This window comes from Mesorhizobium sp. WSM4844 (genome assembly GCF_055811775.1).
The window spans coordinates 378,611-391,483 of the sequence record NZ_JBVVQB010000001.1; the positions used below are offsets into that span (position 1 = coordinate 378,611).

At 60.9% G+C, this 12,873-nt stretch carries 10 protein-coding genes; 3 read left to right on the forward strand and 7 right to left on the reverse strand.

From position 1 onward, the window contains the following. Positions 1–20: 20 nt before the first annotated feature. On the reverse strand, positions 21–2,171 hold the full coding sequence (locus AC0L2A_RS01735; protein WP_473607256.1) for a GDSL-type esterase/lipase family protein: 2,151 nt from the start codon (positions 2,169–2,171) through the stop codon (positions 21–23). After that, a complete protein-coding gene (locus tag AC0L2A_RS01740; RefSeq protein ID WP_473607257.1) occupies positions 2,168–2,584 on the reverse strand; it encodes a hypothetical protein in 417 nt (138 codons plus the stop codon). The genes AC0L2A_RS01735 and AC0L2A_RS01740 overlap by 4 nt, the downstream gene beginning before the upstream one ends. A 474-nt stretch (positions 2,585–3,058) precedes the next feature. Between AC0L2A_RS01740 and AC0L2A_RS01745 the strand changes: the two genes are divergently transcribed. Further along, the gene (locus AC0L2A_RS01745; RefSeq protein ID WP_473607258.1) at positions 3,059–4,780 is read left to right on the forward strand and encodes a hypothetical protein; all 1,722 of its coding nucleotides are present in this window, start codon (positions 3,059–3,061) and stop codon (positions 4,778–4,780) included. 190 nt (positions 4,781–4,970) lie between these two features. Continuing rightward, positions 4,971–6,314 (forward strand): SGNH/GDSL hydrolase family protein, encoded by a 1,344-nt coding sequence (locus AC0L2A_RS01750; RefSeq protein WP_473607259.1) that lies wholly within the window; start codon positions 4,971–4,973, stop codon positions 6,312–6,314. A gap of 65 nt (positions 6,315–6,379) precedes the next feature. Here AC0L2A_RS01750 and AC0L2A_RS01755 read toward each other — a convergent pair whose 3' ends face one another. Continuing rightward, positions 6,380–7,420: an EscU/YscU/HrcU family type III secretion system export apparatus switch protein gene (locus AC0L2A_RS01755; protein ID WP_473607260.1), complete on the reverse strand. Its 1,041-nt coding sequence runs from the start codon at positions 7,418–7,420 to the stop codon at positions 6,380–6,382. Between the two features lie 84 nt (positions 7,421–7,504). On the opposite strand from AC0L2A_RS01755, the gene AC0L2A_RS01760 reads away from it, so the two are divergent. Then, on the forward strand, positions 7,505–8,308 hold the full coding sequence (locus AC0L2A_RS01760; protein WP_091590139.1) for a tetratricopeptide repeat protein: 804 nt from the start codon (positions 7,505–7,507) through the stop codon (positions 8,306–8,308). Positions 8,309–8,532: 224 nt separating this feature from the next. Here AC0L2A_RS01760 and AC0L2A_RS01765 read toward each other — a convergent pair whose 3' ends face one another. Genes AC0L2A_RS01765 through AC0L2A_RS01780 form a run of 4 tightly spaced genes read right to left on the reverse strand, consistent with a single transcriptional unit; the run spans position 8,533 to position 12,873 of the window. Further along, a complete protein-coding gene (locus AC0L2A_RS01765; RefSeq protein WP_473607261.1) occupies positions 8,533–8,982 on the reverse strand; it encodes a hypothetical protein in 450 nt (149 codons plus the stop codon). Positions 8,983–8,995: 13 nt separating this feature from the next. Then, on the reverse strand, positions 8,996–10,345 hold the full coding sequence (locus tag AC0L2A_RS01770; RefSeq protein WP_473607262.1) for a type II and III secretion system protein family protein: 1,350 nt from the start codon (positions 10,343–10,345) through the stop codon (positions 8,996–8,998). 57 nt (positions 10,346–10,402) lie between these two features. Next, the gene (gene sctV, locus AC0L2A_RS01775; RefSeq protein WP_473607263.1) at positions 10,403–12,565 is read right to left on the reverse strand and encodes a type III secretion system export apparatus subunit SctV; all 2,163 of its coding nucleotides are present in this window, start codon (positions 12,563–12,565) and stop codon (positions 10,403–10,405) included. Beyond that, positions 12,562–12,873 carry a tetratricopeptide repeat protein gene (locus tag AC0L2A_RS01780; RefSeq protein WP_473516983.1) on the reverse strand — a complete coding sequence of 104 codons (312 nt, stop codon included), beginning with the start codon at positions 12,871–12,873 and terminating at the stop codon, positions 12,562–12,564. The genes sctV and AC0L2A_RS01780 overlap by 4 nt, the downstream gene beginning before the upstream one ends.

Sequence of the window (12,873 nt, forward strand, 5' to 3'; positions counted from 1 at the left end):
ATCACGTAGGGAGATGCGCTCTACACGAAGAGAAAATCGCTATTCGAGATGCTTGCGACGAGGACACCGTTTAGCGAAAGCGTGTCACTGTCGGAGAAGACGACCAGCGTGTCGCTCCCGACCTGCCGGAGTTCGCTATATCTTTGGTGTCCTGAAATCTCCAGGAGATCATCGCCGGAAAGGTCGAAGTCGGTGATGGTGTCGTGGCCATGGCCGGCGGCGAAGACGAAGCTGTCGTTTCCCGTTCCGCCGGTGAGGATATCGGTGCCAAGACCACCGACGAGCCGGTCCGACCCGCCTCGGCCCTCCAGCCGATCTGCGCCGCCGAGGCCTTCGAGCGTGTTCGCTGCGCCGTTGCCCACCATGGTGTTGGCGAGTTCGTTGCCTTTTCCCGCCAGATTGGCAGCCGACCTCAGGAAGAGGTTTTCGACGTTGTCGGCCAGGGTCCAGTTTGTATAAGCATGCGTCTCGTCGAAGCCGCCATTGTTCTCTTCGATCGTTTTGTCACCGGCATTGTCGACATGGAAGACGTCATCACCCGCGCCGCCAACAAGCGTGTCGGCGCCCGCTTTTCCGTTCAAGATATCGCTGCCGCCCATTCCATAAATGACGTCCGCACCGGGACCGCCGGTAAGCGTATTGTTGCCGTCGTCGCCTACGATTGACCCCGGCGGCGGCTCGTCGAGTGGATCGATCCAGACGAAATCCGAACTGCTCAGGGAGGCGCTGGTCACGCCTTTGAGGAGAACAGTGTCGCTGTCGGAGAAGACGACCAGCGTGTCGCTCCCGACCTGCCGGAGTTCGCTATATCTTTGGTAGCCTGAAATCTCCAGGAGATCATCGCCGGAAAGGTCGAAGTCGGTGACGGTGTCGTGGCCATGGCCGGCGGCGAAGACGAAGCTGTCGTTTCCCGTTCCACCGATGAGGATATCGGCGCCAAGACCAGCGACGAGCCGGTCCGACCCGCCCCGGCCCTCCAGCCGATCTGCGCCGCCGAGGCCTTCGAGCGTGTTCGCTGCGCCGTTGCCGATCATGGTGTTGGCGAGTTCGTTGCCTTTTCCCGCCAGATTGGCAGCCGACCTCAGGAAGAGGTTTTCGACGTTGTCGGCCAGGGTCCAGTTTGTATAAGCATGCGTCTCGTCGACGCCGCCATTGGTCGCCTCGATGGTTTTGTCACCGGCATTGTCGACATAGTAGACGTCATTACCCGTGCCGCCGACAAGCGTGTCGGCGCCGACCCCGCCGATGAGTTGGTCGGAGCCGCCGCGGCCCTCCAGCAAATCATCGCCAGCCAGCCCATCCAGCACATTGGCTCCCTCGTTTCCGCCGAGTTGGTCGGCAAAGGAAGAGCCTGTAAGATTTTCGATGCTGGTGAAGGTGTCGCGGTCGCTTCCGATACCGGTCCCGTCCAGGCCGAGATGTTGTTCCAGTGCGGCCATCCAATGTGAGGCGATTTTTGCATAGCCCCCGGCAGTCGGATGCAGCCCGCTGTCAAGCGGCGGCGCGGTGATGTCATCTGGTGTCAGATCACGCATGTCGACAAAGGCGATCTTGTGCCCCTGGGCGGCCAGTTCAGAGATCAGACCGGGCATTGCATCATTATACGCATCGACACGGTCTGCACGCGCTTGCGACTGTTGGCCGACGCGAACGGGAGGCAAGGAACCGACGAAGACGGTCAAGGCGGGATCGCTGGAGGTCAGGCTGAGCAAAAGACTGCGCAAATCCTGCAGCATCGTTGGCACGCTGTCGGTCGAGCTGTCATTTGTTCCGGCAATCAGCAGCACGGCATCGGGTTTCGTAGCGGCCACAACATCGTTGTCGATGCCGTTCAGTTGATTGAGCGTCCAGTTGCGGTGACCCTCGTGATCCCGATCGCCCATGCTGGCGGGTCCGTTGGACGAGGAACCGACGAAGTCGATCTTCACATTGAGTGCCGCCAACTGTTCCAGCATGAACTTCCGATACCCGCCGCTTTCGGTATCGGAAGAACTCGCGATCACTCCATAGGTAATGGAATCGCCCAGCGGCAGTATCGACAGCAATTTGTAGGCATGGCCGGAAGCCAAATCGGCGATGACCCCACGGGACGAAGCGCCGTAAGTGACTGCGTCCGAACCGGCTCCGCCGACGAAAGCGTCCGGATGGCTGCTATCATAGAACACCGTCATAGTATTTTCTCCCCCTGGCAAAGCTGCTCACGGGCATGACCGCCTGGGCCGCAGCAGAAAGGCTCGAAATCGTCATAGCTGGTCGGCCGGTCGAGACCGATGCCGTAGAGGCTTTTCAGCCTGAACTCGTAAGCAAGCAACCGCGGCGTCTGCCCGAACCAGCTGTTGGTGCCGCCGACCAGGCCGATCGTGTAATTCCACGATCTGCCGGCGTCCTCGTCCCGGATATTGCTGTTTGCGCGGCGTTCGAGCTGCCGATCACGCGTGCTGTGGCGCCACAATCCGAAGGGAACACGAGTTTTTCTCCGTCCGACGAACTGGTGCAGGAAAAAGGCTGAATCGAAGCCAGCGCCGATCACGACGATACCATGGTGCTCGTCGGCGACCTGTTTGGCCCGGGTGTCGAGTACCATTTTCCATGGCCTCTTCAGCCACTGACCCTGCACCTGACGCCGATGCGATCGGTTTTCTGCAGGTCAGACAAATTCAATGTTGCATCGCACTCTTAGGCACTGCAACATAATATTTGCCACTACTTTGGGTAGATTGGCAACATTTTTTTGAGCCTGCAAATACCCTGGCTCGACACCGGGCACGGTGACGCGGGCGGCGATCGCTGTTGCTGTTGTTGTACCAAATTGCGACAGGTCGGCAATTTAACGCGGGCATTTATCGGAAATTGGCACAACTTGCGCGCGCGCATTGAGCCAGGGGCATCTTGAACTTTCGTCGTTGCCTGTGCGTTTAGGTTGTAGTACGCATCCTGTTGCAGTGCAGCAATATCCGGCGGCAACGTGCGGCGTGAGGGCTCATCCCGTCCCCCGGAAGGTGAGCACCGAAAACCGAACAGGTGAGGCGAAAAGTCCGGAAGACGGGAGAAGCATGGGATGAGCATCGGAGCGGGCAGCGCCCGGCGTTGGCCGTCAGTCGGCATCGAGCGTTCACCCGCTGAGCGTTATGTCCTTGCAGCCCTTCTTTTTTTCCCGTTCCTGTGCGGGGTCGTTCCGATCCTGTTATACGAGAAGGCGGCGTCCCGCGTGGCGTGGCACGATCCTGCCCTCGCCACGGTCAGCGCCATCGGGTTGGCTCTGCTTTGCTGCCTTTTTGCATTCGTGCGCTATCCCGCCGAGGCGCGGGCTGCGCGCATCATCGTGGTCGGCCTGGCGATAACGCTGGGCCTCTTCAGCTTCGGGCTTGGAGACGAACTCGGCATTGCCGACGCGGTTCGCGCCGACGCGTTGGGCAATGCACTCACATATGGTCGCCTGATCGCGCTTGCGGCGGCGCTTCTTTCGATCCTGCGGCCATCCTTCGCCATTTTCCCGATGGTCTATTTCGGCTTCCACAAGAATGTCACGCGGGCAGTTTCCGATGCTGCGGAACTGGGCCGCAACGACTATGCGCCGTTGATTGAGGTCGGTCTCTTCCTGGCCTGTGGCCTGTTGGGCCTTGGCCTGCTGCAGAGCTTGAGCCGGCTGAAGCCCTTCACCAGGAACCTACCCAGCCTTGACGAACTCGGAACCAGGAATTTCGCGGCCCAGGCTGCCGGCATACTGCTGCTCGCCGGGATCGGCGCCCATTTTGGCAACTACTTCATGTCCGGGATGGCCAAGGTCACGCTTGACGGAGGGCCGTTGAGCTGGATCCTCGAGAACCCGACCAGTTCCATCATGCTGGCCGGGTACGGCTTAGGCGCGGCCCCGTTGGGCTTTTCCGAATCGCTGCTCGCTCATGCCTATGAAGCGGTCAGGGCGGTCCAGGTTCCGATGAATGTCGTTATCCTTGCTGCGCAGCTTCTATGCTTTCTCGCTTTTTTGCGCCGGCGGTGGCTCATCGGACTGACCGCATTATTCGATATCATGCATATCGGGATATTCCTTCTGAGCGGCGCCCTTTTTCTGCACTGGATCATCTTGAACAGTCTGATCGTCGCGGCTCTGACGAGAATGAAGGAAAATTCGTTTTCCGCGACTGCCATCGTAGCCGGGATTGTTGTCACCATATTCGGCGACGCGGTCTTCTATAACGCGCGGCTCGGCTGGTATGATTCAAGGCAAATCCGGCAAGCACATTTCGAGGCGCTGACGAAAGAAGGTGACTGGGTGCGGGTCGCACCCAGCTTTTTCCGCGACGCTTCCTATCTGCTCTATGCCCGTCACTTCGGCTATCAGGAATATCGTCGTGAATCCGGCCACGTTCCGACCTCAGCTTGGGGCCAGATCGGGATCAGGAAGGTGGGGCCGAAGTCGTCGGAAATTGCCTCGTCCAACTATGAGGTCATGAAGCTTACGAACGAGTGCGCCTATCCAGTCGAACAGCCGATCACGCCGCCTGACTACGATGCGGCCCGCCCGGCGCCGTTTATTCTTGGCCAGCACAATCGCGCCGTGAACCTGGCGAGCTCGGCTGTTGCGGTCGGTTACAACTTCTATCCACACCATCATTATTCCATGCCGTTCCTGCACCGCGCTTTTGAGGCGCTGGAGCCTCGCGACATCGTGGCGTATCGATACCTGGTCGATACCGTCTGCCTCGATGTCGCGGATGGCAAGGTCGTGCGGCGGGTCATGACCCAGACATTGGGCCCCAGGATCGATGTCCGCCAGTGAATCCGGCGAGGGCGCAGCGGACGTTCAGCACGCGAGTTGACTATAAGGCAGCACCAGTTTCCACGCTCGCAAATCCCTGCTCCTGACGCTGGTCCAAGATTGCCACGGAAGTCGAATTTCATTCCCCAGGCAGCCCGTCATAATGAGCCCGGCGGCGGCATTACCAGCATGTCTCGAGGAGGAGATAAAAATGCGGCTCAACAGGCCTTTGGTTTTCACGGATAAGGTTTCATCGGAGCTTTCTACCGCCGCAGGGAGGAAGCGGCGTCGACGTCAGATCATCCTGATATGTGCAGCTGCGGCGGCCGGTTCCGCGATTGCAGGTTTTTCGGCACAAGGCGCCGAAAAGGCAGCCTGGATCACCACTTGGGCTGCCACACCTGCTCCGCGCTGGTCGGATGATCTTCCTGCGCCTTTCGGAGTGCCGGAGGTATTGGAGAACCAGACCGTCCGCCAGGTCGCCCGCATCAGCGTTGGCGGCAATAGCGTGCGGGTCGTGCTGTCGAATGCTTTCGGCGAAAAGCCGCTGACCATCGGTGCCGGCAGCGTCGCAATAGCAGGCAAGGGCGGCAAGGTCGATCAGGCGACCTTGAAGCCTCTGACCTGGGGCGGCAATAGTTCTGTGGTCGTTCCGCCGGGAGCTCCGATCCTCAGCGACCCCATCGCTCTCCCGGCAGAAGCGCTTTCCGAAATCTCGGTCAGCATTTTCCTGCCGAAGAAGACTGCGTTGTCGTCGGTACATTGGGATGGCGTGCAAACCGCCTACATCTCCGGCCCGGGCAATTTCACAAACGAGGCTGCGTTCAAGGCTGACAGCACACTCAAATCGCGCCTGTTTCTGAGCGACATATGGGTTGACGCCGTGCCGGAATCCGAGGCGATCGTGTTTTTCGGGGATTCCATCACCGATGGGAATTGCTCGACCCCTGACGCCAATAATCGCTGGCCGGACCATATCGCCAAGCGATTGCAGGAGGCCAACCGCAAGGTCGCGGTGGTCAACGAAGCCTTTTCGGGCAATCGCGTGTTGACCGACGGTATGGGTGTCAATGCCTTGGGACGTTTCGATTCTGATATACTGAGCCATCCCAAAGTCTCGACCGTCGTCCTTATGATGGGCATCAACGACATCGGCTGGCCCGGCGAAAATGCAGTCACGCCGGACGACAAGGAACCGACGGCGCAAGACATCATCACCGGATACAAACAACTCATCGATCGCGCGCACGCCCATGGCATACGCATTGTCGGCGCGACGTTGACCCCCTTCGCCGAAACCTTCAAAGGACTTCCCACCGAGGGTTACTACACGCCCGAGAAAGAAAAGATTCGCGTCGCGGTGAACGAATGGATCCGCACCGGCGGCGGCTTCGATGGCGTGGTCGACTTCGACAAGGTGATGGAAGACCCGGCCAAGCCGGGGTATCTGCGCGACGACTACGACTGCGGCGATAACCTCCATCCCAACGACGCGGGATACAAGGCAATGGCAGACGCGGTCGATCTCGACGTCCTGATGGGTTCAGCCAAGTAGTCGGCTGTCGCTGCTGACCTTGCCGCGCTGCTCAGGCATTGCGGCAAGGTCGGTTCGCGCATGGCTCAAGTGAGCCCGAGCCGGACAAGATGGCGTACGACCGGTGGGAACATCTCCTGGCCGATGTAAGCTCCGGTGTTCGTATTTTCGAAGAGTGGGCCGGCGACGGCCGCATCCTCGATCACCGGAATACCTGCCTGGCGTGCTTGAGCCGTCATCTCGTCAGCCGCTCGGCCCTGGCCCTTGCCGACGACCGTCGGCACCGGCGTTTCACCCCTGACGTAACGCAATGCCACTGAGCGGTCACCAGCCACGAAGACGATGACCGCGTTTTTCACGCCCAGCTTCGCCGGTTGCATCACGGCCTCACGCCGCTGTCGCTGCTGTTCATGTCGAATCAACGGATCGCCTTCGAGGTCCTTGTTTTCGCGCTTGTATTCGGTTGTCGTCATGCGCATGTCGCGCAGGAACAGCCAGCGCTGAATAGGAACATCGATCACGCCGATGACGACAAAGGCCAGGGCGGCGGCAATTCCAAGCGGTGTCAGCACCGCTTTGATAATTGGCTCCAGGCATGACGGAGCGCATCCCGGTGCATCGAAGAGCGGCTGCAGCCACGCGATCAAAAGGAATGCGAACAGGCCGGCCAGCAACACCACCTTGGCCAAGCCTTTGGTGAACTCGACGACGTTGCGCAGCGACAGGATCTTCTGAAGACCCTTCGCCGGGTTTATGTGATCGAATTGCGGCTTGAGCGGCTCAAACGAGAAGACCGGCCCGAACGTTCCCAGCATGCCGAAGACCACGGCGAGAACGACAACGATTCCGACCAGCGGCAAGGTGGCAAGCATCAGCAATGACAACGAATGGCGGATAGCCTGCAGGCTGACTTCAACGAACGAATCGCCGGGGGTGGTCACGGTCTGCACGAGTTCCGAAAGGTGCCCGAACAGCATCGGCCAGGCGAAATAAAGATAGCCAAGCGCTGCGAAAAGCGTGAAGCCGGAGGCCAGGTCGCGGCTCTGCGAAACCTGGCCTTTGCGGCGAGCGTCGCGAAGCTTCTTGTCGGACGCCGGTAGTTTCTTTTCCTCAGCTTCTTCGGCCATGTTGCAATCTTATCGCACTGTTGTGGTTCCAGTCGGCCAGGGCCGTGTGTAAGGTGCGGCGGGCTTGAATACGGAGAGGTGGATATGCGGCTGCACGTCGTGTTCTTGCCCGTCGTCGCCATGCTGGCGGTGACCGGTTGTCAGACGACCAAAACCGACACCGAGCAGGCAAAGGCACAGGGCCCGTCGTCGCAATCGGAGCGTCTGATCAAGCTTGCGGACGATATCCATGCGCAGGGAGACAGTGGCACCGCAATCGCGCTCTACCAGCGCGCGGCAGCGATGCCGGATGCCAAGCCGAGCGCCTTCGTCAAGGCGGGCGAGGCCTATATGCGAGCGGGCTATCCCGCCGAGGCGGCTAGAGCCTATCAGGCCGCGCTGGCAAAAGCGCCCAATGACGGAGGGGCAATGCTCGGGCTTGGCTCGGCGATGATGGAAACGGGCGATATCGATGCCGGCATGCGCGCGCTCGCGCAGGCCGCGCCGCTGGTCAACACCAGCAGCGCCTATATCAGGCTGGGCGTGGCGCAGACATTCGCCGGCCAGACGGCGGAGGCGCAGACCACTTTTGCTCAGGCGTTGAAACTTGCGCCGGGGGATCTCGACGTCGAGAGCAACATGGCGTTGGCCGCGGCGCTCGAAGGCAATTCCGCCACAGCACTCCCGCTGGTCCAGAAGATCTCTGCCGCACCCAATGCGCAGTTGCATCACAAGCGCAACGTCGTGGTGGTCTACGGACTTCTTGGCCAGGCCGATCAGGTCAGGGCCTCGCCGCCGATCGGCCTGGCGACCAAGGAGGTGAATACCTTGCTTGCGCGTGCCAGAACCATCCGCTCGAAGGGCAGCACACAGGCAAGGGCGAAAGCACTCGGCTCTATCCTCGGCTAGAGCAATTCCAGGAAAAGTGTGAAACGGTTTTCCCGGGAAAAGCGCATGGCGCTTTCCCTGCGGAATTGCGCAAAAACAAGGAGATAGAGCGGTTCGGCGTTTCCGTGAAACGATGAACCGCTCTAGCGCATCGGTCCGGAAAGGGTCGAACCCGACGCGCAAACAGCCGGACAAACTAATGCATGTCGCGCAAACGCGACGCGCTTTTGCAAGGCCGCATCGGCTCACTCGACTGGCAGCGTTGTTTGCGGCGTCGGCGGCCCGCTGTTGGCTCCACCGATCGGCGCCTCTTCGCCATTGAGGTAGCGCCGCGCGGCATTTGCCGTCGGCGCGGCCGCCGCCGCCCCCATGCGCCGGCCCTCGACGAGATCCCGCTGGCTTTCGGCCATGCGTTGAAGATTGTAGGCGTTGGCGCAGCCGGGCGGCAGGTGGGAGCCGACGCCGCGGACGATCGTCAGATCGGTCGCAGCCGCAGAACGGTCGTCATCGGCCGGTTCGTTCAGACATGCGTTGGGAGCGAGCACGGAGCCGCCGACGCCCTTCTCGGAACCGCTGGTGTCGGTCGACACATAGCTGTAGCCGGGAGAATAGTCCTGCGGCTGTTGCCGGATGTTGGCGCAGCCGACCACAAGCAGCACCGGAAGAACAGAGCACAATGCGATGCGAAATGTCATGTCCGGTTCCCCGCTACTTGATGATCAGGCCCATCGCCGATGCGTCATTGGCGCGCTTCCTGTGGCGCTTGGCCGCCGGACGATCGAGCGGCGTGGCGAGGCTGTCGCGCACCGGCTCGACCAGATAGGGCGTGATCAGGATCACCAGTTCCGTCTCTTCGCGCTGGAAGCGCTGTGACTGAAAAAGCGGGCCAAGCACTGGCACATCGCCGAGAACCGGAAACTTTTCCAGATTACGCGAGGTCCGCTGCTGGAAAAGACCGGCGATCGCAAAGGTCTGGCCGCTCGCCACTTCGACCGTGGTGTCAGCCCTGCGCACGACGAAACTCGGCATGGCAAAGCCATTGGCGCTGACTGAGCCTGCTTCCGACAAGGAACTGACTTCCGGCTGAACATGGAGCGCAATGCGATCGCGGCCGATCAGCGTAGGGGTGAACCCGAGGGAAACGCCGAACGACTTGTATTGAACGGTGACGACGTCCGTTCCTTGCGGAATCGGAACCGGGATTTCGCCGCCGGCAAGAAAGCTCGCGGTCTGACCGGTCATCGCTGTCAGGTTCGGTTCGGCCAGTATCTTGACGACGCCGTTGCGTTGCAGCGCTTCGATGAGAATGTCGAAGTTGATGCCCTGCGCCTGGTCCATGCTCAAACCAAGATTGCCGGTGCCGGAGGGCACGCCATTGTCCTGGAACATGTTGAATTCAAAACCGCCGCTCCTGTACCCGACAGACCAGTCGACGCCGTACGACTGCAGCTCAGTGCGCGAGACTTCGGCGAAACGGACCCGGATGTTGACTTGCTGCGACCCCTGCACGGTCATGTTGTTCAGCGGCGGCTGTTCCGGCGGCGAGAACGTGCGGGCGATATTGTCGACATCCGTTGCCTCCTCGACGCCTCCTGCCTCGCCGGTCGCGACAATGCGGGTCCCGAAAATCGAGAGATTTGTCGCCGAGTTCGGCTGCATCGCGGCTTTCGCTTCGTTCGCAGGCGCGAGATCGGGGGTGACGCGGAACTGGGCCGTTGCCTCGACCCGTTCATCGGCCGTGATTGCAATGAGGTTGGTCAGGCCGGGCTTCAGGCCGAAGACATAGACCATCCCCGGCGACACGACCTGAAGGTCGGCGATCGTGGTGTCGGCGATCAGGACGGATTCGACGGGTTCATTGAAACGCAGCAGGCGTCCTTGCCCGACCGGCAGGTCGACCGTTGGCCGGCTCGGCAATGGCGACACATCCTGTGCCGTCGCGTCGGCATATGTGAACAAAAACGCCAGCAAGACGCCAACCGTCGCGATAGCGAGCCAGCGCATCCGCCCGACGAAAGTGGCGGATCGAACGCCTGCTGCGGTATCGTGAATTGTCATGCCGTTCCCCTCTTGAGCATGGTGTTCCCCCAATTGTCCCAATCCGCCCGGCTGGCATCATGAGGCTGCCTCTTGTCCGGCTTTCGCCTCAGCCGATGGCAGCGACCGAGAGACGTTGCGTGCCATGCCCGAGCGGCCGGATATCGTGGCCAATGGCTGGACGTTGAATTCCTGTGCGAGTTCCCCGAAGGACAGGACCGGAAGTTCGATGGCATTGTGCGTGAGCAGGCTCCGCATATGACGGCGTACATCCATCGCCGCGAGGACGACCGGTGAGACATCGGTGGCGTTCTGCGACAAGGCTCGTTCGATTTCGGCGATCAATGCCTGTGCATCGTCATCCGAAAGGTTCAGGAACGTGCCGGTCGATGTGCTTTGCACCGCGTTTCGCAGGATATCCTCGGCCGAGCGCTGCAGAACATAGGCTGCGATGATGTTATTGCGGCCAGCGAAGCGGAAGCTGATCTGGCGTTTCAAGGACGTGCGGATATATTCCGTAAGCAGAACGACGTCCTGTTCGCGTTGACCCCATTCGATCAGCGCTTCGAGGATCAGGCGCAGGTTGCGGATCGGCACGTTTTCGCCGACAAGTCGCCGAAGCACCTCGGCGATTTTCTGCAGCGGCACGATTTCCTGCGCCTGTCTGACCAGATCCGCATAGTCCGGCTCCATGTCCGACAGCAGCCTGCGCGTTTCCTGGATCCCGACGAAATGGCCGGCATAGAGCCGAAGTGCATTTCCGGTCCATTTGGCCGCTGTTTGCGCCGGCGTGGAGAAGACGAAGCCGGCTTCCTTCAACGCCGAAAGGTGGCGATCGTCGACCCACATGAATTTGCGCTGACCGGCAATCGGAGAACCCTTTTCGTAAGTCACATCGAGCAGATCGAGATGCGTTGGGTCCGCTTCGACAAGAACGCGGTCGGCGGGGATTTCGGCATCCAGGATGGGTGCGCCCTCCAGATCGATGCGCATGCTTCTCACTGAAAGCTTCTCGTCGACCTGCAGGCCGATAGCCGGAACGTCGACACCGAGATCGCCGAAAAGCTCGCGGCGCACGCCATCAGCGAGCGTGGCGAATTCGGGTTCCGGGACCGAGCGTCCGAGTTCGGTTCCGAAGCGCACGACGATGCGGGATGAAGAAGGCAGTGCTGCCACGGGCGTTGATGAAAGCGACGCCGGTTTTCCAGTCTGTTCGGCCACCGCGGTCTGGCCGATATCCCTAAGTTCGGCTTCCCGCGCGGTGCGGCGGTTGATGGCATAGGCGCCCGCGCCGAAGCAGGCACCAAGGATCAGGAACACAAGGGGCGGAAAGCCCGGCACTACGGCAAGGCCGACCATGATCACCGCGGCGAGTGCGAGCGCACGGGGGTCGCGCAGCAGCTGGCTGGTAATTTGCTTGCCAAGGTCGCTCGTGCCGTCCGCGCTGCCGACGCGCGTCACCATCGTGCCGGCGGCCACAGCGACAAGCAGCGCCGGTATCTGCGCGATCAGCCCGTCACCCACCGTGAGCAGTGAGTAGGTCACGGCGGCGTCGCCCAGCGACATATCGTGCTGCAGCGTTCCGATCGCGAAACCTCCGATCAGGTTGACCAGAATGATGACAATGCCGGCGATGACGTCGCCTTTGACGAATTTCATGGCGCCATCCATCGCGCCGAACAGCTGGCTCTCACGCTCAAGCTGCTGGCGCAGCCGGCGTGCCTCCGCCTGATCGATGTCTCCGTTGCGCAACTCCGCATCGATGCTCATCTGCTTGCCGGGCAGGGCATCGAGCGTGAAGCGCGCGGCAACTTCGGCAACGCGTTCCGCGCCCCGCGCAACCACGATGAACTGCGCAACGGTGATGATCAGAAAGATCACCAGGCCCACGGCAATACTGCCGCCGACGACGAAGCTACCGAAGGCGGAAACGATCTCGCCTGCGTCGGCCTGGAGCAGGATCAGTCGCGTGGTCGTGATCGTGATCGCCAGCCGGAACAAGGTGGCGATGAGGATGACCGATGGCAGCGACGAGAACTGGAGCGGATGAGAAACGTAAAACGAAGCCAGCAGGATAAGCACGCTGACGGCGATATTGGCTGTGATGAGAATGTCGACGAGGAAGGTCGGCAATGGAATGAGCATCATCACCACTGCAACGAGCATCAGGATGGCAATGACCAGATCGCTGCGGCGTGACAGCTTGGCAAGGAAGTGCAGAAGGCGCTCCGACACCGTCATTCGGCGGCTCGATGCGACAGGAAGCTCCGCAAGGCATTGTGCGCCTCGGCCTTGCGGCCGGCCACGAGCAACGCGCGGCTCTTCAGCAAGGCCAGCGTCGGATGGTCCATTCCCTCCAGCGTCTCCAGCCTGGCAATGGTGGCAAGCGCCTTGTCCGCTTCGCCATCGAGTATGAGCAGATGCGCCAGCGTGCGCAGAACGCCGGCATTTCCCGGCGACAGCTGCGTCGCGATAAGCAGATATGCCGCGCCCCGCTTTGCCTGCCCGTGACACCCGTAGAGATAGCCCAGGACATGCAGCAGATGCAC

Bases quoted from the DNA above. Each gene is read 5' to 3' on its own strand.
- AC0L2A_RS01735 (WP_473607256.1), bottom strand. From the start codon at position 2,171: ATGACGGTGTTCTATGATAGCAGCCATCCGGACGCTTTCGTCGGCGGA.
- AC0L2A_RS01740 (WP_473607257.1), bottom strand. From the start codon at position 2,584: ATGGTACTCGACACCCGGGCCAAACAGGTCGCCGACGAGCACCATGGT.
- AC0L2A_RS01745 (WP_473607258.1), top strand. From the start codon at position 3,059: ATGAGCATCGGAGCGGGCAGCGCCCGGCGTTGGCCGTCAGTCGGCATC.
- AC0L2A_RS01750 (WP_473607259.1), top strand. From the start codon at position 4,971: ATGCGGCTCAACAGGCCTTTGGTTTTCACGGATAAGGTTTCATCGGAG.
- AC0L2A_RS01755 (WP_473607260.1), bottom strand. From the start codon at position 7,420: ATGGCCGAAGAAGCTGAGGAAAAGAAACTACCGGCGTCCGACAAGAAG.
- AC0L2A_RS01760 (WP_091590139.1), top strand. From the start codon at position 7,505: ATGCGGCTGCACGTCGTGTTCTTGCCCGTCGTCGCCATGCTGGCGGTG.
- AC0L2A_RS01765 (WP_473607261.1), bottom strand. From the start codon at position 8,982: ATGACATTTCGCATCGCATTGTGCTCTGTTCTTCCGGTGCTGCTTGTG.
- AC0L2A_RS01770 (WP_473607262.1), bottom strand. From the start codon at position 10,345: ATGACAATTCACGATACCGCAGCAGGCGTTCGATCCGCCACTTTCGTC.
- sctV (WP_473607263.1), bottom strand. From the start codon at position 12,565: ATGACGGTGTCGGAGCGCCTTCTGCACTTCCTTGCCAAGCTGTCACGC.